Consider the following 19,160-nt stretch of genomic DNA (forward strand, 5'->3'; position numbering starts at 1 on the left):
GGCACCTGACCCTCAGGAGGTCAGCCGCAGGAGGGTCCGCCGGACGTCCTCGCCGACCGCGCCGGCCCCGCCGGTGAGCACGAGCCGCTCGGGCGCGATCCGCTCCAGCGCCTCCCGGGTCGCGGTCGGCACCCTGCCCGGGGCCGTCAGCAGGACGGCGCCGCCCTGGGCGGCAGCGACCGGCCCGGCCGCCAGCGCGTCGGCGAAGGTCAGACCGGACCCGACGTGCAGCACCTCGGCACCCCGGCCCGCGAGCAGGGCTGCGGTGGCGTACCGGTCATCCCCACCGATCCGCTGCACGCTGCTGCCGAGCTCCTCCAGGTCCTCCTCGACCGTGCCGGCCACCGCGCCCTCCCCGCCGACGACGACGATGCGCGCGGGGTCGAGGTCACGCAGCGCGGCCGCGGTCGCCTCGGGGATCTCGTCGTGACGCACGAGCAGCACGGGCGCCTCCTGCTGGCCGGCCCGTGCGGCTGCGGCGAGCGCGTCCGGGAAGTCCTCCCCCGTGGCGATGAAGACGCTGCCCCGCCGCTGCACGGGCTCCACCTGGGCCACGGCGGCGGCGGTCTCGTAGCGGCCGGGCCCGGACACCCGCTCCGTCGGGGCCAGCTCGGCGGCCTCATCCAGGACGGTCCGGGGCACGGCGCCCTCGCCGCCGACCACGAGGATCTCGCTCGGCTCGAGCCGCAGCAGCGCCGCGCGGGTGGCCGCCGGCAGCCGGGCACCACCGGTGAGGAGCACGGCCTCACCCCGGGCGCCCGCCTTGGCCGCGGCGGCCAGGGCGTCCGGGAAGTCACGACCGCTCGTGAGGAAGACCCGACCACCCGGGTCGGCGTCCCGCGCGAGCAGGGCCGCGGTCGCATACCGGTCCGCGCCGCCGACGCGGTCCACCGCGGGACGGTATGCCGCGACCCCGGCCTCGTCGCAGCCGCTGGTGGCGGGTCGGTCAGGGTGGCGGTGTAGGACGGGGCCAGGTGCGAGCCGCTGCCGTAGAGCTGGGCGCGCCCGACGACGGCGGGGCACCGGGGATCGAGGTAGGTGCTGGGGCATACCCAGTCGCGGAGGTCGACGAAGGACGCCCCGTGCACCCGGGCCGCGGCCTCGCGCATCGAGGGGTTGCCGCTGTACTGGTCCGGCAGCCAGACCGCGCACGAGCTCAGGCTCTCGCCCCCCTCGATCGCCTGCGCGACGCAGGCGGCGGGGTTGCCGCCGGTGGGACCGGGCGAGTCCCAGAGCGCCACGACCTCCTCGACCCCCAGCCCGCGCAGCCAGGTCCAGGTGCGCACGTAGCCGTCGGCGACGTCCTGGCGCATCCCCCCGGTGATGACGAGATCGGGCGGGTCGTCCTCCAGGTGCTCCCGCAGCTCGGCCTTGTAGGCGTCGCACTCGGGGTAGGAGGGCTCCGGCTCGTCGGTGAAGGAGCAGGCGAGCTTGGTATACATCCGCAGTCGCCAGCCCTCGCGCAGCGCGATCTCCTCCAGCGCCGGGAAAAACTGCCCGACCTTGGAGGATCCGAGGACAGCCACCTCGACGTCGCCGTCGGGGTCGCCGTAGACGCACCCGGGCCGGACCGTCGTGCCGCTGCGCCCGACGTGGCAGCCGTCGGCGTAGTAGGCGGGGTACATCCGCGTGACGGCGCTGACGGGCGGGGTCGTCGGGAAGACCGGCGCGTCGCGCGTGAGGTCGTCGAACTCCGCCCGCGGCTCGCTCCACCCGTCCCCCCGCAGCGCGCGGGCACCGAGATCGTCCTCGTCGCCGGTCAGCGCGAGCGAGGGCGCTCCGGCGAGCATCAGCGCGCTCGTCAGGAGCAGCGCGAGCACCGCGCGCAGCCGTGCGCGCGGGCTCGGTCGAGCGGGAGGAGCGGGGATGGGCACACGCGGGAGTCTAGGGTCCGGCGTCTGGCACGATCGACCTCGTGGATCAGGCGGAGGTGGTGGCGCTCGCCCGCGCCCGGCCCTGGGCGGACCAGGACTGGGCGGCACCGATCCTCGACTCCTTCCCCGACGTCCTGGCCCGCACGGTGGACCGGTGGGACCTGGCGATCGAGCGCGCGCACCTGGACGGCGTCGGCCTTCCCGTGCTGGAGGTGCGTCGCGGCGGGGCGCCCGCCGCGGTCAAGTTCGACGACGCGGGCACCGACCTGACACAGCAGGTGCGGGTGATGACCGCCGCGAACGGGCGCGGCTACTGCCGGGTGCTGGACCGCGCCGAGGACATCGGGTCGGCGCTCCTGGAGCGGCTCGGTCCCTCGCTGGCGAGGACCGTCCCGGACGGCGTCGCGCAGGTGGAGGTCCTCGTCGACCTGCTGGAGCCCGCGTGGGAGCTGCCGCTCGCGGTCGCCCAGGACGAGCAGCTCGGCGAGAAGGCCAGCCAGCTGCTCGCGATCGTCGAGACCGAGGTCGCCGACGCCGGGTGGGTGCGGGCGCATACCCGCGCCTTCGCCCACGCGGCCGCCCTGGCCCGCGAGCTGGTCGCCGCCCCGCTGACGGACCGGGTGGTGGTCCACGGCGACGCGCACAGCCTCAACGTGCTGCAGCGGCCGTTGTCGGGGTATGCCTTCATCGACCCGGACGGCTTCCTGTGCGAGCCAGAGTACGACGCCGGCGTGGCGCTGCGCGACCTCATGGCCGAGCTGGAGTCCCTGGCGCGCACCGAGCCCCCGAGCGCCGTGCGCTCCTGGCACCGGGCGCAGGTCGCCCGCGTCGCCGCGCGGCTCGGGCTCGACGCGGACCGGGTCGAGGCGTGGGCCTTCGTCGAGCGCGTCTGCACCGGTGTCTGGCTGCACCGGCTCGGCTTCCTCGAGGAGGGCGAGCGCTGGTTGCGCTCGGCCGGCCTGCTCACACCGGGCTGAGGCCCGGCGTGACGGGCCCCCTCAGCCCAGCTCCTCCAGCACCGCGGGCAGCACCTCGTGCATGTCCCCGACGACGGCATACCGGGCCTTGGTGACCATGGGCGCCTCGGCGTCGGTGTTGACCGCGATGATGGTCTTGGACGAGCTGCAGCCGGCCCAGTGCTGGATGGCGCCGCTGATGCCGCAGGCGAGATAGAGGTCGGGCGAGATCCGGCTGCCCGTCTGCCCGACCTGCTCGTGGTGCGGCCGCCAGCCGAGGCTGGTGACGACCCGCGAGACCCCGACCGCGCCACCGAGCCGGGTCGCGAGCGCCTCGACGTCGGAGAACTGGTCGGCCCCGCCCACGCCGCGCCCGGCCCCGACGACGACGTCGGCGCCGGTCAGCGCGGAGGTGTCGCCACCCTCACGCTCCTCGACGCGCACCACCTGGGCCGCCAGGTCGGCCTCGGTGAGCTCGGCCGCGACGCGCTCCACGCGCGCCGCGCCCGGCGTCGCCGCGGGCTCCGGGGCGACCGCGTGCCCGGCGACCGAGGCCACCGCGAGTCCGCCGTCGGCGCCCAGGGCGACGCGCTCCAGCACCGCACCACCGACGACCTGGCGCTCCACCTCCAGCGGCTCGGCCTGCACGACCGCGACGAGGTTGCACGGCATCGGCACGCCGCGGGCGGCGGCGACGTGGGCCAGCACCTCGTTGCCGCGCGGGGTCCCGCCGGCGAGCAGGTAGGCCGCGCCGGACGCCCCGGCCGCGGCGTCGACGACGCGGGACCAGGCGCGGGCGGCATACCGCTCCAGCCGGTCGTCGTCGCTGACGTGGACGGTGCCGACACCGTGCTCGCGGCAGTGGGCGAGCGCAGCATCGTCGGGATCCCCGACCGCCCCCACCAGGACCGCGTCGAGACGATCTCCGCCGGGCAGCTGCCGGGCGAAGGTCAACGTCTCCCGGGACACGACCGACAGGCCCTCGCCCGCCTCGTCCGGCTCCACGACCACCAGCACGCTCATCGCACGACCCCGATCTCCCGCAGCACGGCGACCAGGCGCGGCGCGGCGGCCGCCCCCTCGCCGAGCACCTCGACATTGCTCTCCGGTGGTGGCAGCACCCGCAGGCCCAGCCGGCCCGACCCCTGCGGCGCCGCTCCCGGCGGGACCACCTCGACCTGCGCCTTCTTGGCCTTCATCCGCCCGCTGATGTTGGGGTAGCGCGGCTCGACGCCGCCCTCCCAGACGGTGAGCACAGCCGGCAGCGGCACGTCGTAGACCTCGGTCGGGCCGGACACGCTGGAGCGCACCTCGAGCCGCTCACCGGCGAGCGTCACCTCCTGCGCCCCGGCCACCACAGGCCGGTCGAGCAGGTGCGCCAGCCGGATCCCTACCTGGTGGTCGCCGGTGTCGGCGGCGTCGTTGCCGACGAGGACGAGGCCGAAGCCGGACCCGTCGGCCTCCCGGGCGCGGACCACGTCGGCGATGGCGCTGGCGACGTCGGCCGGGCCGTAGTCGTCGGCGACAGCGTCGATGCGCACCGCCTCGTGCGCCCCGACGGCCAGCGCGGCGCGCAGCTGCTCGACGCTGTCCTCGTCACCGAGCGTCAGCACCGTGACCGAGCCGCCGGTCTCCCCGGCGACCTGCACGCCGAGCTCGACCGCGCACTCCTCGTGCGCGCTCATCGTCCACCCGGCATACCGGCCGTCGACACCGCCGCCGTCCGCGGTGAGCACCACCTCGCCGGAGGTGTCCGGCACCCGCTTGACGCAGACCAGGACGTCGGTCATCACGCCACCCCCGCCGGCTCGGCCGCCGCGTGGGCGCGGTCGGCGCCGGCAGGGTCGGCGGGAGAGTCCTCCTGCCCGAGCTCGGCATACCGGCCCTTGACCCGCAGGTTGTCGGGGTCCAGCAACGGTGTCGCGTCGACGCTCGCCACGGTGACCGGGTAGAGCTCCTCCATGTAGGAGACCGCCAGCTCGGTCCCGACGCTCGCCTGCGCCGGCGGCAGGAAGGCCATGAGCACGTGCTTGCCGAGGCTCGGCGCGGAGGCCGCGGAGGTGACGTAGGGGTGGTGCCCGTGGCCGTCGGTGAGCGGCTCGCCCTCGCGGGTGAGGATCGGCTCGCCGCCGAGCATGTAGCGCTTCACCCCGCTCGCGGAGGTGTGGTCGTCGACGGTCAGCGCGCAGAGCACGGCTCGCGGCTGCTCGTCGGCCTGCGCGAGGACCGCCTGCTTGCCGATGAAGTCGGCGTCCTTGATCTTCGGCCGCTGCATGCCGGTCTCGGCGAGGGTCCGCTCCGAGTCGAGCTCGGCGCCGTAGGCGCGGTAGCCCTTCTCGATGCGCCCGGTCGCGGTGTAGACCCCGATGCCGACCGGCACGACGCCGTGCTCGCGGCCGGCCTCGATCAACCGGTCCCACAGGGCCGCACCGGTCTCGATCGGGGCATACAGCTCCCAGCCGAACTCGCCGACGTAGGAGATCCGCGAGGCGAGGACCGACAGCTCGCCGACCTCGATGAGCCGGCAGGTCCCGAACCTGAACGTCTCGGGCGAGAGGTCGTCGTCGGTGAGCGCCCCGAGGACGTCGCCGGCGCGTGGGCCCCAGACCCCGATCGTCGTGTATGCCGAGGTCAGGTCGACCAGCGAAGCACCCTCGGGGAGGTGGTCGGCGAACCACTTGGCGTCGACCATGCCGTGCGCGCCGCCGGTGACGACGCGGAAGCGGTCGTGCGCGAGACGCATGACGGTGAGGTCGGAGCGGAAGCCGCCCTGCTCGTCGAGGACGGGGGTGTAGATCACCCGCCCGATCGCGACGTCGGCCTGCGCGACGATGATCCGCTGCACCGCGTCCAGCGCGGCCGGCCCGACGATGTCGAACATCGCGAAGGCGCTGAGGTCCACGATCCCGCCGCGGGTGCGCAGGGCCAGGTGCTCGGCGTTGATGATCGGGGACCACCAGCGGGCGTCCCACTCGTGCTCGCGCGGCATGACGGCGTCGCCGAACTCCTCCAGCAGCGGCTCGTTCGAGGCATACCACTGCGGACGCTCCCAGCCGACGGCCTCGAAGAACTCGGCACCGAGCGCCTTCTGGCTCTCGTGCATCGGCGACTTCCGGACCGGGCGCGAGCTGGCCCACTGCTCGCCGGGGTGGACGATGCCGTAGGTCTTGTTGAAGGCCTCGGAGGTCCGCGCGCGGATGTGCGCACGGGTGCGCTGGTGGGGGTAGAAGCGCGCGATGTCGCTGTGCCCCAGGTCGATCTCGGGTATGCCGTGGGTCATCCACTCGGCGACCGCGCGGCCCACGCCCGGACCCTCCTTGATCCAGACCGCGGCGCAGCTCCACAGACCCTTGACCTCGGGCGTCTCACCGAGGACGGGGGCGCCGTCGGGGGTGAGCGAGAGGAGACCGTTGATGGCATACCGGATCTCGGCGCGCTCGTCGCCGAGGAGCTCGGGCATGAGCTCCAGCGCCTGCTCGAGCTGGGGGTCGAAGTCGTCCTCGGTGAAGGGCATCTCGGTCGGGGACAGCTTGGCCTGGGCGATCGAGGGGATCTCGTCCGGCTCGTGCAGGATCGCGCGGTGGGCGTAGGACCCGACCTCCATGTCCGAGCCGTGCTGGCGCTCGTAGCAGAAGGTGTCCATGTCGCGGATGATCGGGAAGCTGATCTCGCCGGGCTTGTCGGCGAGCTGCTCGCAGGGGCCGACGGAGATCATCTGGTGCACCGCTGGGGTGAGCGGGATGTGCGCACCCGCCATCCGTGCCAGCCGGGGGCTCCAGACCCCGCAGGCGATGACGACCACGGGCGCCTCGATGTCACCCTTGTCGGTCTGGACGGCGCTGATCCGGCCCTCGGTGACGGTCATCCCCGTGACCTCGACGTTGGGGACGGTGGTGAGCACGCCCTTGTCATGCGCCTTCTCCCGCATGATCGTGCCGGCGCGCAGCGAGTCGACGACCCCGACGGAGGGCGTCCAGAAGCCGCCCACGATGACGCTGGGGTCGAGGAAGGGCACCTTCTCGACGACCTCCTCGGGCGTCACGAGGCTGGCCTCGATCCCCCACGCCCGGGCCGAGCTCATCCGCCGCCGCAGCTCCTCCATCCGCTCCTCGGTGCGGGCGACCTCGAAGCCCCCGGAGGTGGTGAGCACCCCCATCTCCTCGTACTGCCGCATCGAGTCGAGGGTCAGGTCGGTGATCTCCCGGCTGTGGTCCACCGGGAAGATGAAGTTGGACGCGTGGCCGGTCGAGCCGCCCGGGTTGGGCAGCGGTCCCTTGTCGATCTGGACGATGTCGGTCCAGCCCAGCTCGGCGAGGTGGTGGACCAGGGAGTTGCCGACGATGCCGGCACCGATGACCAGCACGTCGCAGCGGTCGGGGAGAGAGGAGGTCATGGTCGCCCTTCGTTGGTGCGTAATATGCAACGCTGCGCGTATCGTGCAATCAGTCTCATCGGTCGCGGGAGGAGTGTCAAGGCTCCGCGCGGACCGACGTGCACGAGGCTGAACCGCGTGCAGGTATGCCGAGGCGCAGGCCACCGGCGCACGTCGCCCGGCACCGGGCACCCCCACCCCGACCGATGACCCGACCCGCCTTTCAACGGGCCGGAGGCATACCTCGTCCTGAGGCGAGCGCCCGGACGAGGGGCGCAGGATCGGTCCATGACCGTCACCCAGATGCCGGACGGGCCCGCCCCGTCGCCGCGCTCGCCCGCCGGGGAGAGCGCGACCACGCAACACCTGACATCATCGCTCTCAGGAGGTGACCGTGGCTGAGCTCATCGTGCGCAACATCGAGGATGAGGTCGTGGCAGCGCTGCAGAAGCGCGCCGCTGCCCGAGGACGCTCGGCCGAGGCCGAGCACCGCGTGATCCTGCGTGAGGCGGTCCTGGGTGGGGCCGGCTTCAGGGCGACGCTCGCCTCGATACCGGACGTCGGCCAGGACGAGGACTTCCAGAGGGTCGCCGACTCAGGACGGGACGTCGACCTGACTGGCGCGCGACTGGTCGACCCGTTTGGCGCCTGACCGCGCGCCTGCCCGTGCACCGTCGCCGCGGCCCGACCTCAGAGGGCTGGCCGGGTCCCCGCTGGCGGGTCGGCGTCGCAGTCCGCCCACACCTCGACCATCTCGGTGACGAGTCCGTCGCGGGTGGTGGCGAACATCGCGACCTCGAAGTGCGCCTCGACGCCGTCGACCATCCCCGTCACGTGGGCACGCGCCGCAGCCCGGTCACCGTCACCGACGATCTGGGCGAGCGTCATCCGACCGAACCCCGGGTAGTCGGCGTTGAGGCGCACCCAACCGACCCGGTCGAAGCGCTCGCGGGTGTGCACGAGCGTGCTGGTGAAGTCGGGCGCGAGCAGGTCGGGCAGGTCACCCCACGCCCGGTCGTCGATCGTCTTTACCAGCCGACGCAGCACCGCGGAGGCATCCATGGGTCGAGGGTAGGCGCGGCCACGGACACGCCCGCTCGTCACCGGGCGTCAGGGCAGGCGGGACAGCAGGGAGAGCACGGCGCCGCCCACCGTGTCCGTCTCCCGGCCGGCTTGGTCCCGGCATACACCCGCTCGCCCGCGAGACCGAGCGACCAGACCTGGCTGAACTCGTCGCCGAAGGGCGCCTCGACGGACTCCCAGCCGATGCTCTCGGCGAAGCCCGGGTCCTCGGCCGCCCACGCGTCCAGCTCGCCCGTCGTGAGCTTGGCCAGGGTCCAGGTGTCACCGCCGTCGGTTGACCGCCAGATGCCTGCACCGCTCCAGGCGCCACCACCCCCGGCCCAGATGGTCCCGGTGGCCGGATCGCCGACCACGTGATTGATCGGCCAGCCGTCGCAGAACGGTCCCCGCACGGACCACGACCCCTCCGCGTCGCTCCTGGGCTCGAGGACGAAGGCTCCCTTGGTCGTGCCCACCAGCAGCTGCCGGCCGTGTCCCGTGCTCATGTCTGATCGTCTCCCCCTCGGTGCCTGCGCGTCCAGGTCATCGACAGACTGGCACGGGCGACCGACAGTCCCCGCTCAGCGCACCGGCTGGTCCCGCCCGAACTCGCCGGGAGTGAGGCCCGTCACCGCCCGGAAGTCATGCGTGAAGTGGGCCTGGTCGGCATACCCGAGCCGGGCCGCCAGGTCCGCGAGCGACCCTGACCCCGACCGTGGCCCGGTCCCGTCCTTGAGCGCGGCGACCGCGTCGTGGAGCCGCCGCCGCTGGATCAGCCACTTGGGGCTGAGGCCGACGCGTTGCTCGACGAGCCGCTGCAGCGCCCGCTCCCCCAGCCCCGCGCGCCGTGCGAGCTCGTCGACCCGGGTCACCTCGGGGTGGTCCCGCACCCAGGCCACGAGGTCGTTGACGAGGAGACCCGCGTCGTCGACGGGCAGGTATGCCGTCAGCCACCGCTCGGTCGCCGCGACCGCCTCGGCGTGCGCTCGCGGCGAAGCGGGGTCGTCCGCCATCGCGCCGCGGATCTGCGTCACGAGCGCGTGCGCGTCAGGGCTCGGCAGCTGCCCCAGGTCGAGGTACGCGTCGGTGACCGTCGCGACCGAGCGACCCAGGATCAACCGCCCGGCCGCCGGGGTCAGCATCGTCCCGACCGCCCACCCCTCCCCCTCGAGCGTCACCGAGGACCGGCCGCGGACGACGCCGTAGAACCGGGCATACGTGTTGCTCACGACGACGAGGCAGACCGGGTGCTGCAGCGTGCTCTGCGTCGAGGGCTCGGCCAGCGACCACACCGGGATCCAGTAGCGCTCCACGAGGTCGCGCAGGTGGGGCGAGGGCGGGTAGCGGTGGATCGGTGGCGAGGGTCGGCTGACCCCCGTCAGGTGCGCCCGGTCCACCGGGTCGGTCAGACGCGCGCGACCCTGGTCGGCTGGCATGTGTCGGATTATGACAAGAGAGGGCGCCGGCGGTCCCGCCATCGTGGTGGGCATGGAGCAGACAGCACAGAGATTCATCGAGCGCACCGGGCAGTTCACGCAGATCGTGAGCGGCGCACAGGGCCGCTGGGACGCCCCGTCGCCCTGCGAGGGGTGGACCGCGCGGGACGTCGTCGCCCACGTCGTGCAGACGCAGCGCGACTTCCTCGGGCAGCAGGGCTTCGACCTCGGGGCCGCCCCCGACCTCGGGGACCCCGCGCAGGCCTGGGCGCAGCACGCGGAGCAGGCCGGAGGCATCGTGAGGCAGGACGGGGTCGCGGAGCGGGAGTACGCGGGCTACTTCGGCCCGACCACCCTGGGCGCCACGATGGCGGACTTCTACGGCTGGGACCTCGTCATCCACGGGTCGGATGTGGCCCGCGCCACCGGCCAGCCGTGGTCGGTCGACGAGGAGGAGGCATCCGCGCTCATCGCTGCCGCCGACGGCTGGGGCGAGGCGCTCTACAGCGAGGGCATCTGCGCCCCCGCGGTCTCGGTCCCGGACGACGCCCCGCCGACGGACCGCCTCCTGGCTCGGCTCGGCCGCGACCCGGGGTGGCCGACCGGCGGACAGCCCTGAGCGGCGTCGGGATCCGCGCCGGGGCGACACGCCGAGTTGCGTATCGCGCATACCATTGCATAGGACGAAACTTCAGGTGTAGCGTCGCGAGCACGCTGGAAAACAGCCCACCGACCGGTCGACCCTGCGAAGTCGACCCCGCATGACAGGAGGGCGGCCCATGGCGGCAACCCCGAGCATCGCAACCACCCAGAGCGACACACCCGCACCCGAGCAGCCGGACGGTCCGGACGCTCTCAACCACAACTACCCGACGGTCGACCAGGGGCGCACCGTCCCGGTGAACCTGCGCCAGTCCGGACCCACGCCGGTGGAGATGCTCATCTCCACCCGCATCCGCAAGTCGCCCTACTGGCACCTGTCGGTCGAGTCCGGCGCCTGGCGCGCCGAGGTCTACAACCGCACCTACCACCCGCGGGGCTACGTGAGCAGGGACGACGGCGCCGCGCTGACCGAGCACCAGTCGGTCGTCAACGACGTGACGCTGTGGAACGTCGCCGTCGAGCGGCAGATCCAGGTCAAGGGCCCGGACGCCGAGGCCTTCGTCAACTACGTCATCACCCGGCAGGCCAAGAAGATCAGCCCGATGCACGCCCGCTACGTCATCCTGTGCAACGAGGCCGGCGGCGTGCTCAACGACCCGGTGCTGCTGCGGATCAGCGAGGACGAGTTCTGGTTCAGCCTGTCCGACTCCGACCTCATGCTCTGGCTGCAGGGGGTCAACGTCGGCAAGGGGTATGACGTGGCGATCCAGGAGATCGACGTGTGCCCGGTGCAGATCCAGGGACCGAAGTCCGAGGCGCTCATGCGCGACCTCATCGGTCCGATGGTCTCCGACATCCCCAACTACGGGCTGGCCGCGGCCGAGGTGGCGGGACTGCCGGTCATCGTGTCCCAGACCGGGTTCACCGGGGAGAAGGGCTACGAGATCTACCTCTACGACGCCACGCTGCACGCCGAGCAGATGTGGTACGCCATCCTCGCGGCGGGTGAGGCGCACAACCTGCGGGTCATCGCGCCGGCCCACCCCCGGCGGGTCCAGGCCGGCATCCTGTCCTGGGGTCAGGACCTGGACGCCGAGACCTCACCGCTGCAGACCAACCTGGCCTACCAGGTGCCGCGGATGAAGGAGGAGGACTACATCGGCAAGGCGGCGCTGGAGGCGCAGCGCGAGCAGCTGGAGGCGGGCAACCCGCCGTTCAGCCAGATGCTCGTGGGCCTGCGGCTGGGTGGCAAGCCCATCACCGACTACGCCCCGGACTTCTGGCTGGTGAGCACGGTCGAGTCCGACGACCCGGTCGGCTACCTCACCTCGCCGTGGTTCTCCCCCGAGCTCGACACCAACATCGCGCTCGGCTACGTGCCGTTCGGCCTGAGCGGGGTCGGCACCGAGCTGCGGGTGTGGCTGCCGAATGAGTATGCCGAGACCCCCGGCCAGCCGGTCGGTGCCACGGTCGTCGAGGTGCCCTTCCGCCCCTCGGTGAACCCCAACACGCGCGAGGTGCTCAAGGAGGAGGGTCAGGCCTTCCTCTGACCTGAGTGATCGGGCTGACCGGGCCCCGACCGCCGCTGCGGTCGGGGCCCGGGTCGCGCGCTGGCAGGCGGCGATCGTGACGAAGCGACGGCCGCGACCCAGCGCGGCCGTGACGAAAGGCGGTCGAGCTCAGGAGCCGGCGGTGGGCGCGACCTGGTGCCAGCCGAGCCGGACCGACACCTGCGCCGCGGCCCGCAGCAGCGCGGGGAGCAGCTGCTCCACCTGTGCCTCGTCCATCCGGAAGGTCGGCCCGGACAGGCTCATCGAGGCGCAGATCTCCCCGTGCGCGTCCCGGACCGGGGCCGCCATGGCGGTCAGCCCCACGTCGAGCTCGTCCCGGACGACGGCATACCCCTGCTTCCGCGCCCGGTCGGCCAGCTCGTCCAGCTGCGCCTGGTCGGTGACCGTGCGCTCGGTGTAGCTGGCGAGGTCACCCCACGCGGCGCGGCGCTCCGCGCGCGACAGCTCGCTGAGCAGCACCCTGCCGTTGCTGGTCGCGTGCAGCGGGATGCGCTGCCCCACCCAGTTGTAGGAGGTGATCGTCGAGGGCCCGATGACCTGGTCGATGTAGAGCGCCGAGTGCCCGCCGAGCACCGCGATGTTGACCGTCTCGTTGGTCTCCGCGGCCAGCTCCTGACAGATCGGCCGGGCCTCCTGCACGAGATCCAGCCGCGCCGTCGTGGCACCCGCCAGACGCAGGACCCCGACTCCCAGGGTCGCCCGGCCCCGCTCGCCGCCGAGCTCGACCAGGCCGTGCGCGGCCAGGGTCGCCACCAGTCTGCTGGCGGTGGACTTGTGCACCCCGAGCTCGGTCGCCACCTCGCCCACACCGGCCTCACCGGTCCGCGCCAGGATCTCCAGGATGGTCAGCGCCCGGTCCACGGACTGGACCATGGCACCGGTGGTCTCGTCATCGTTGCGCATGTCGCAACCCTAAGCGCCATACGCGACGCAGCGCCGTGACAGGGTCCCCCCGGCGCGTCGCACCGTCCGCGCCCCACCCTCTCACGACCGTTCCCGCGCAGAGCGTCGGTGCAGCCGGACCGCTCCTCGCCACCGGGTCACGGCCCCGAGGCGGGGTCACGCAGCTCGGCCACCTTCGACAGCTGGGTCCGGCGCCACGCCTCGGTCTGCGCGACCTGGTTGAAGGTGTAGAGGTGCAGCCCGGCGATGCCGAGCCGGTCCGCCGTCCCCAGCACCGCCATCCGGTGGGCGAACCGGGTGGTGGAGAAGCCGGGCATCACCATGCGGGTGAAGACGTTGCGCTGCTTGCGCAGGAAGCGCATCGAGTCGCCGACCCCGATGGTGCTGGCCATGCGCAGCAACCTCGCGGGGTCGACCGGCCCGGGGACCCCGACCCACACCGGCAGCTCGACCCCCCGCCGGCGCACCCGCTCCAGCCACTGACCCACCCTGTCGTCGTCGAAGGTCATGTTGGAGACCACCGCGGTGGCATACCGACGCTTGTCCCACATCGACTGCACGATGACGTCGTCGTCGATCCCGGGGTGGGACTCGGGGTAGCCGGTGATCCCGACCCCGGTGAACGGCGACCCCAGGGAGTCAAGCTCGATGAGCAGGTCGAGCGCGCTGGTGAAGGTCTGGTCGGTCGGCTCCGCATCCCCACCCGGCACGAAGATCTCGGTGATACCGGCCTCGGTCAGCCGGGCGACGAGGTCGGGCAGCGCGGCCCGCTCGACCATGCGCGCGGCGAGGTGCGGGACCACGTGGTAGGCGCCGGCCAGCTGCTCGGCGAGCTGCAGCGTGGCCTCCAGCCCCTTGGCCGGGGAGGCCGTGACGCTTAGGGTGCGGCCGGGCTCCACGTGCCCGTGCACCTGGTCCGCCACCGCCGCCGTGGGGAGGATCTCCAGCCGCGCCCCCCGCAGCAGCCGCTCGAGCACCACTGAGGGGTAGGTGTTGCCCATCATGCAACGCGCCTCGCCATACGCACAGCCTAGGAGTCGGTCGACCCGCTGGCAAGAGTCTGCCCGGCGGGTCACTGGGCCGATCGACGCCCAGGCCCGTCGGTGGGCGCGGATAGGGTCGGCGACGTGACGTTGGTCGTGCATCGGGACGTGAGCACCGCGGCCCTGGCCGAGGGGCTGGCCGCGCTGCTGGCCGAGCCGCTGCCCGACCCGTTCGCCGAGGAGGTCGTCGCCGTCCCCGCTAAGGGGGTCGAGCGGTGGTTGGCGCAGCGGCTGTCGCACACCCTCGGCGCCGGCACGGCGGGACACGACGGGGTGTGCGCGGGCATCCGCTTCCTCAACCCGCACTCGCTGGTGTCGATGGTGCTCGGGATCGAGCGGGACGACCCCTGGCACCCGGACCGGCTGGTGTGGCCGGTGCTGGAGGCGATCGACACGAGCCTGGGCGAGCCGTGGGCCGACACCCTCGCCCGTCACCTCGGGCGGGGCGAGGGCGTGGACGCCGAGCGGGCAGCCCTGCGGCGCGGTCGGAGGTATGCCGTCGCCCGGCGGCTGGCCGGTCTCCTCGCGGGGTATGCCGCCTCCCGCCCCGCGATGATCACCGACTGGCGCGCGGGCGGCTCCGGCGACGGCCTCGGCGGCCAGGTCGAGGATGACCTCGGCTGGCAGCCGCCGCTGTGGCGCCGCGTGCTGGAGCTGGTGGACGCCGAGCCGCCGGACGTGCGGCAGCAGCGGGTGGTCGCCGCGCTGCGCTCGGGCGAGCACGCACCGAGCCTCCCGGGGTTGGAGCTGCCGGGCCGACTCTCGTTGTTCGGGCATACCCGGATCGCGCGCAGCGAGGTCGAGGTGCTCGCCGCGCTCGCCGAGCACCGCGACGTCCACCTCTGGCTGCCGCAGGCCTCCCCCGCCGCCTGGCAGGCCCTGGCACCGCAGGTGTCGGCAGGGCCGGTGCCGCGCGACGAGGACGAGACGGCGCTGCTCGTCGACCACCCGCTGCTGGCGAGCCTGGGCCGCGACGCGCGGGAGCTGCAGCGCACGCTGTCGCTGGTGCCGCACACCGCTCCCGAGGTGCCCGCACCCTCCCCGCCACCCCCGTCGGGCTCACTGCTGCACCTGCTGCAGACCGACCTCGCCCGTGACCACGTGCCCTCACCCCAGGCGGTCGCGGGCCGGCACATCGGCGCGGACGACCGCAGCCTCCAGGTCCACGCCTGCCACGGCCAGGCGCGGCAGGTCGACGTGCTCCGCGACGTGCTCGCCGACCTGCTCGAGCACGACCCCACCCTCGAGCCGCGCGACATCCTCGTCATGTGCCCCGACATCGACACCTACGCCCCCCTGGTGCACGCCGGCTTCGGGCTCGGCGAGGTGGTCCGCGAGGGGCCCGGCGACGGATCGCCCGCGACCCACCCCGCGCACTCGCTGCGGGTGCGCCTCGCCGACCGCGCCCCCACGCAGGCCAACCCCTTGCTCGCCCTGGCGGCGCGTCTGGTGGGGCTGGCCGGTGGGCGGCTGACCGCGGGCGAGGTGCTCGACCTCGCCCGCAGCGCGCCGGTGCGCCGACGCTTCGGGCTGGACGACGACGACCTCGAGCGGCTCGGCGACTGGGTGGGCTCGGTCGGGGTCCGCTGGGGGCTGGACGAGGAGCATCGCGCCGACTACGCCCTCCCCGGGCTGACGCAGAACACCTGGCAGGCCGGGCTGGCGCGGCTGCTGGTCGGGGCCGCGGTCGACGGGGAGGAGGTCGACCACCTCGGCACCACCCTCGGTCTCGACGACCTGGACAGCGGGGACCTCGACCTCGCGGGGCGGATGGCCGAGCTCGTCGCGCGGCTCGGGCGGACGCTGCGGGCGATGCGTGTCGCGTCCGAGGCGGTCGGGTGGGCGGATGTCCTCGAGGAGGGGGTGCTCGGGCTGGCCGACACCGCCCCCACCGAGGCGTGGCAGGTGACGCAGCTGCGGCGCGAGCTGGACCTCCTGCGCAGGTATGCCGGTGCCGGGTCGGACCCGGGCCCAGGGGGCACGGCGTCGGGCACGACCCTGGCGCTCTCCGACGTGCATGCCCTGCTGGACGAGCAGGCCGCCGGCCGGGCGACCCGGTCCAACTTCCGGACCGGCACGCTCACCGTCTGCACCATGGTGCCGATGCGCTCGGTGCCGCACCGCGTGGTCGCGCTGGTCGGTCTCGACGACGGGGTCTTCCCCCGCACGACTGCGGCCGACGGCGACGACGCCACGGCCCGGCGTCCGGTGACCGGTGAGCGGGACCCGCGCAGCGAGGACCGCCAGCTGCTGCTCGATGCGCTCATGGCGGCCCGCGACGCCCTGGTCGTCACCTACACCGGCTTCGACGAGCACACCGGCGCCCCCCGCCCCCCGGCCGTGCCGCTCGGGGAGCTGCTCGACGCGGTGCGCCGCACCGCCGACCCCCTGTCGGCAGGGGTCGCCCGGGTGCTCACCCGTCACCCGCTGCAGCCCTTCGACCCGCGCAACCTGGGCGCGGCGGGCGCGGACACGGCCCCGCTCCTCCCGCAGGACCGGCCGTTCAGCCACGACCCGGCGGCGCTGCGTGGCGGCCGGGCCGCCGTGGGAGAGCGGGCGCCGCGGCCCAGACCGGTGGACGCACCGCTGGGTCGTCACCACGGTGCCGACGACGCCGTCGAGCTCGACGCCCTGCTCCGCTTCTTCGACAACCCCGCCCGGGCCTACCTGCGCGACCGGCTCGGCCTGCTGCTGCCGCAGGTGCCCGAGGAGGCGAGCGAGGGCATACCCATCGAGCTGGACGGGCTCGACAAGTGGGGGGTCGGCGAGCGCGTGCTGCAGGCGGTCCTGGCCGGCCGCGAGCCCGGAGCCACCGTCGACGCCGAGCTGTGGCGCGGCGAGCTGCCGCCGGGAGCGCTCGGCACGGGGGTGATGAAGGAGGTCACCCGGCAGGCCCAGCTCGTGGCCGAGGCGACGTGGCGCGCGACGGGGCAGGGTGGCTGGGGGGTGCCGCTCGAGCGGGACACCCTGGACGTCGACCTGACGCTGCCCGGCGGCGCCCGGCTCACCGGCACCGTCACCGGCATGGTCGGGCGACGCGCGGTGAGGGCGACCTACTCGACGGTCAAGGCCAAGCAGCGGCTGCGCTCCTGGATCACCTCGCTCGTGCTGGCCGCCGCCCTCGGACCGGACGCGACCAGCCACCTGCTCGGACGGCACCGGTGGGGCCGCCACCCGGGAGGCGTGCACTACACCCACGGGCCGCACGAGCCTGACCGTGCCCTCGAGCTGCTCGACCAGCTCGTCGACCTGCGGGTACGGGGCCTGGTGGAGCCGCTGCCGCTGCCGGTCCAGACCTCGCTGCGGTGGGCGGAGTCCTACCTCGGCGGGCCGGGCGACGAGCGCGCCGCGACGCTCGACGCCGTCCGTGAGTGGCGCACCGACGACACCTTCGAGCAGGCCTTCCCCAAAGAGCAGGACGACCCGAGCCAGTCCTACGTCCACGGCGGCGCGGTGCCGCTGCAGGAGATCCTCGGGGTCCCCCGCGAGGACGAGCGGTGGGCGACCGGCGTGGAGCACCGGCTCGGTCAGCTCGCGCTGCGGGTCTGGGGCCCGGTGCTGACCGGGGGCGCCGAGCGGAGGGAGCGGGTATGAGCGCGCTGCCCCACTTCTCCATCACCGACCCGCTGCCCACCGGCACCGTCCTGCTCGAGGCGAGCGCCGGCACCGGCAAGACGTGGACGATCGCGGCGCTGGTGACCCGCTACGTCGCCGAGGGGGTGGTGCTGCTGCCGGAGATGCTGGTCGTGACCTTCGGGCGGGCCGCCAGCCAGGAGCTGCGCGCCCGGGTGCGCGAGCAGCTCGTGGCGGCCGAGCGGGCCCTCGCCGATCCCCCGCCCGCCGGCGACCGCGACGACCTGCTGACGCTGCTGCTCGACGTGGACGAGGAGGAGCGGGCGCTGCGTCGCCGGCGCCTGCGGACCGCCCTGTCCGATATCGACGCCGCCACCATCGCCACCACGCACCAGTTCTGTCAGCAGGTCCTGCGCAGCCTCGGGGTCGCGGGCACCGCGGACGCCGACGCCGAGCTGGTGGACGACCTCGACCGGCTCCTCGTCGAGGTCGTCGACGACCTCTACCTGCGGGCCTTCGCCCAGCGCGAGGACGAGCCCTTCTTCTCCCGGCGCGAGGCGCTGCAGATCGCCCGCACCGTCGTCGACGACGTCCACGCCGAGCTGCGGCCGACCGGCGCGGAGCCGCGCTCGGTCCCGGACCGGCGGGTGCGCTTCGCGCGAGCCGTCCGGCACGAGCTCGGCCTGCGCAAGGAGCGGTTGCAGGTCATGCACTACAACGACCTGCTCACCCAGCTCGCCGACGCGCTGGCCGGCGAGGACTCCCCCGCCCGGGTCCGGATGCGGCGGCGCTGGAAGGTCGTGCTGGTCGACGAGTTCCAGGACACCGACCCGATCCAGTGGTCCGTGCTGGACCGCGCCTTCTCCGGCCACGCGCACGCGATGGTGCTCATCGGCGACCCCAAGCAGGCGATCTACGCCTTCCGCGGCGGTGACGTCCCGACCTACCTCATGGCCGCCGACACCGCCGGCGACCGGCGCACCCTGCCCCGCAACTTCCGCTCCGACCCCGGGGTGACGCAGGCGCTCGGGTCGATGCTGACCGGCGCCCAGCTCGGCGACCAGCAGATCCTCGTGCACCCGGTCACCGCGCACCGGGAGGGCTCGCGCCTGGCCGGGCCCCGAGCACCGCTCCGGTGCGGCTGCGCCAGGTGCTGCTGCGCGACCACCTGGGCGGTGACACCCGGATGCCGACGGTGCGGCCGTGGATCGCCCGCGACCTGGCGCACGACGTCGCCTCCCTGCTCGCCTCCGGGGCCACCTTCGAGGGACGCCCGGTCCAGGCCCGGGACGTGGCGGTCCTCGCCCACCGCGGCAAGGACCTCGTCGCGGCGCGCGACGCCCTGGCCGAGCTGGGCATACCCGCCGTCACCACGGGGGGCTCGACCGTGCTGCACAGCCGGGCGGCGCACGACTGGCTGGCGCTGCTCGAGGCGATGGTCGCGCCGCACCGACCGGTGCTCACCCGGGCGGCAGCCCTCACCGACCTGCTGGGGTATGCCGTCGCCCGCGTCGGCGAGCGCGGCGAGCAGCCGGACGCCGACCTCGAGGACGAGCTGGCGCAGACCTGCCGCGAGCTGGCCGGGGTCTACGCCCGGCAGGGGGTCGCCGCGGTGCTCGAGCTGCTGACCGTCCGCGGTCTCCCGGACCGGGTGCTCGGCCAGGTCGGGGGCGAGCGCTCGCTCACCGACCTGCGGCACGTCGCCCAGCTGCTGCACGAGACCGCCCGGCGCGACCAGCTCGGGCTGGTCGCGCTGCTGGAGTGGCT

15 protein-coding genes and 1 pseudogene are annotated in these 19,160 nt (G+C 73.9%); 6 read left to right on the forward strand and 10 right to left on the reverse strand.

Annotation, left to right across the window (positions count from 1 at the left end):
* Positions 1 to 12 precede the first annotated feature (12 nt).
* Together FU792_RS14725 and FU792_RS19405 are read right to left on the reverse strand one after the other, a co-directional pair.
* Positions 13 to 891, reverse strand: coding sequence for a cell wall-binding repeat-containing protein (locus FU792_RS14725; RefSeq protein ID WP_161600278.1), 879 nt, complete (start codon positions 889 to 891; stop codon positions 13 to 15).
* Between the two features lie 125 nt (positions 892 to 1,016).
* A pseudogene (locus FU792_RS19405) lies at positions 1,017 to 1,790 on the reverse strand (SGNH hydrolase domain-containing protein); the annotation flags it as partial.
* A gap of 125 nt (positions 1,791 to 1,915) precedes the next feature.
* On the opposite strand from FU792_RS19405, the gene FU792_RS14730 reads away from it, so the two are divergent.
* Positions 1,916 to 2,851, forward strand: a complete 936-nt coding sequence (locus FU792_RS14730; protein WP_022925740.1) for an aminoglycoside phosphotransferase family protein — start codon at positions 1,916 to 1,918, stop codon at positions 2,849 to 2,851.
* A gap of 21 nt (positions 2,852 to 2,872) precedes the next feature.
* On the opposite strand, the gene FU792_RS14735 is transcribed toward FU792_RS14730, so the two are convergent.
* The 3 genes from FU792_RS14735 to FU792_RS14745 are packed head-to-tail and all read right to left on the reverse strand — an operon-like array spanning position 2,873 to position 7,223.
* Complete coding sequence (locus FU792_RS14735; protein WP_022925741.1) at positions 2,873 to 3,853, reverse strand: electron transfer flavoprotein subunit alpha/FixB family protein; 981 nt, start codon at positions 3,851 to 3,853, stop codon at positions 2,873 to 2,875.
* Complete coding sequence (locus FU792_RS14740) at positions 3,850 to 4,620, reverse strand: electron transfer flavoprotein subunit beta/FixA family protein (protein ID WP_022925742.1); 771 nt, start codon at positions 4,618 to 4,620, stop codon at positions 3,850 to 3,852. The genes FU792_RS14735 and FU792_RS14740 overlap by 4 nt, the downstream gene beginning before the upstream one ends.
* Complete coding sequence (locus tag FU792_RS14745; RefSeq protein WP_022925743.1) at positions 4,620 to 7,223, reverse strand: GcvT family protein; 2,604 nt, start codon at positions 7,221 to 7,223, stop codon at positions 4,620 to 4,622. Before FU792_RS14745 ends, FU792_RS14740 begins: the two co-directional genes overlap by 1 nt.
* Before the next feature lie 373 nt (positions 7,224 to 7,596).
* On the opposite strand from FU792_RS14745, the gene FU792_RS14750 reads away from it, so the two are divergent.
* Positions 7,597 to 7,854, forward strand: a complete 258-nt coding sequence (locus FU792_RS14750) for a FitA-like ribbon-helix-helix domain-containing protein (RefSeq protein WP_033419015.1) — start codon at positions 7,597 to 7,599, stop codon at positions 7,852 to 7,854.
* Positions 7,855 to 7,892: 38 nt separating this feature from the next.
* Here the strand turns inward: FU792_RS14750 and FU792_RS14755 are convergent, their stop codons facing one another.
* The 3 genes from FU792_RS14755 to FU792_RS14765 form a co-directional block, all read right to left on the reverse strand.
* Complete coding sequence (locus tag FU792_RS14755) at positions 7,893 to 8,264, reverse strand: nuclear transport factor 2 family protein (protein WP_022925745.1); 372 nt, start codon at positions 8,262 to 8,264, stop codon at positions 7,893 to 7,895.
* Positions 8,265 to 8,302: 38 nt separating this feature from the next.
* A complete protein-coding gene (locus tag FU792_RS14760) occupies positions 8,303 to 8,770 on the reverse strand; it encodes a hypothetical protein (RefSeq protein WP_022925746.1) in 468 nt (155 codons plus the stop codon).
* Between the two features lie 75 nt (positions 8,771 to 8,845).
* Positions 8,846 to 9,700, reverse strand: a complete 855-nt coding sequence (locus FU792_RS14765; RefSeq protein ID WP_022925747.1) for an AraC family transcriptional regulator — start codon at positions 9,698 to 9,700, stop codon at positions 8,846 to 8,848.
* 52 nt (positions 9,701 to 9,752) lie between these two features.
* On the opposite strand from FU792_RS14765, the gene FU792_RS14770 reads away from it, so the two are divergent.
* Entirely contained in the window at positions 9,753 to 10,319 is a 567-nt protein-coding gene (locus FU792_RS14770) for a TIGR03086 family metal-binding protein (RefSeq protein WP_022925748.1), read from the forward strand.
* A gap of 160 nt (positions 10,320 to 10,479) precedes the next feature.
* Complete coding sequence (locus FU792_RS14775) at positions 10,480 to 11,853, forward strand: aminomethyl transferase family protein (RefSeq protein WP_022925749.1); 1,374 nt, start codon at positions 10,480 to 10,482, stop codon at positions 11,851 to 11,853.
* A gap of 129 nt (positions 11,854 to 11,982) precedes the next feature.
* Here FU792_RS14775 and FU792_RS14780 read toward each other — a convergent pair whose 3' ends face one another.
* Together FU792_RS14780 and FU792_RS14785 are read right to left on the reverse strand one after the other, a co-directional pair.
* Positions 11,983 to 12,777, reverse strand: a complete 795-nt coding sequence (locus FU792_RS14780; protein WP_022925750.1) for an IclR family transcriptional regulator — start codon at positions 12,775 to 12,777, stop codon at positions 11,983 to 11,985.
* A 137-nt stretch (positions 12,778 to 12,914) separates the two neighbouring features.
* Positions 12,915 to 13,781 carry a methylenetetrahydrofolate reductase gene (locus tag FU792_RS14785; protein WP_022925751.1) on the reverse strand — a complete coding sequence of 289 codons (867 nt, stop codon included), beginning with the start codon at positions 13,779 to 13,781 and terminating at the stop codon, positions 12,915 to 12,917.
* Positions 13,782 to 13,904: 123 nt separating this feature from the next.
* Between FU792_RS14785 and recC the strand changes: the two genes are divergently transcribed.
* The gene (gene recC / locus FU792_RS14790) at positions 13,905 to 17,414 is read left to right on the forward strand and encodes an exodeoxyribonuclease V subunit gamma (RefSeq protein ID WP_149814870.1); all 3,510 of its coding nucleotides are present in this window, start codon (positions 13,905 to 13,907) and stop codon (positions 17,412 to 17,414) included.
* The gene (locus tag FU792_RS18975; RefSeq protein WP_338101129.1) at positions 17,411 to 19,021 is read left to right on the forward strand and encodes a UvrD-helicase domain-containing protein; all 1,611 of its coding nucleotides are present in this window, start codon (positions 17,411 to 17,413) and stop codon (positions 19,019 to 19,021) included. Before recC ends, FU792_RS18975 begins: the two co-directional genes overlap by 4 nt.
* Positions 19,022 to 19,160 lie beyond the last annotated feature (139 nt).

Source organism: Serinicoccus marinus DSM 15273 (assembly GCF_008386315.1).
Lineage (GTDB): Bacteria > Actinomycetota > Actinomycetes > Actinomycetales > Dermatophilaceae > Ornithinicoccus > Ornithinicoccus marinus.

Bases quoted from the DNA above. Each gene is read 5' to 3' on its own strand.
- FU792_RS14745 (WP_022925743.1), bottom strand. From the start codon at position 7,223: ATGACCTCCTCTCTCCCCGACCGCTGCGACGTGCTGGTCATCGGTGCC.
- FU792_RS14760 (WP_022925746.1), bottom strand. From the start codon at position 8,770: ATGAGCACGGGACACGGCCGGCAGCTGCTGGTGGGCACGACCAAGGGA.
- FU792_RS14765 (WP_022925747.1), bottom strand. From the start codon at position 9,700: ATGCCAGCCGACCAGGGTCGCGCGCGTCTGACCGACCCGGTGGACCGG.
- FU792_RS14785 (WP_022925751.1), bottom strand. From the start codon at position 13,781: ATGATGGGCAACACCTACCCCTCAGTGGTGCTCGAGCGGCTGCTGCGG.
- FU792_RS14755 (WP_022925745.1), bottom strand. From the start codon at position 8,264: ATGGATGCCTCCGCGGTGCTGCGTCGGCTGGTAAAGACGATCGACGAC.
- FU792_RS18975 (WP_338101129.1), top strand. From the start codon at position 17,411: ATGAGCGCGCTGCCCCACTTCTCCATCACCGACCCGCTGCCCACCGGC.
- FU792_RS14775 (WP_022925749.1), top strand. From the start codon at position 10,480: ATGGCGGCAACCCCGAGCATCGCAACCACCCAGAGCGACACACCCGCA.
- FU792_RS14770 (WP_022925748.1), top strand. From the start codon at position 9,753: ATGGAGCAGACAGCACAGAGATTCATCGAGCGCACCGGGCAGTTCACG.
- FU792_RS14780 (WP_022925750.1), bottom strand. From the start codon at position 12,777: ATGCGCAACGATGACGAGACCACCGGTGCCATGGTCCAGTCCGTGGAC.
- FU792_RS14735 (WP_022925741.1), bottom strand. From the start codon at position 3,853: ATGAGCGTGCTGGTGGTCGTGGAGCCGGACGAGGCGGGCGAGGGCCTG.
- FU792_RS14740 (WP_022925742.1), bottom strand. From the start codon at position 4,620: ATGACCGACGTCCTGGTCTGCGTCAAGCGGGTGCCGGACACCTCCGGC.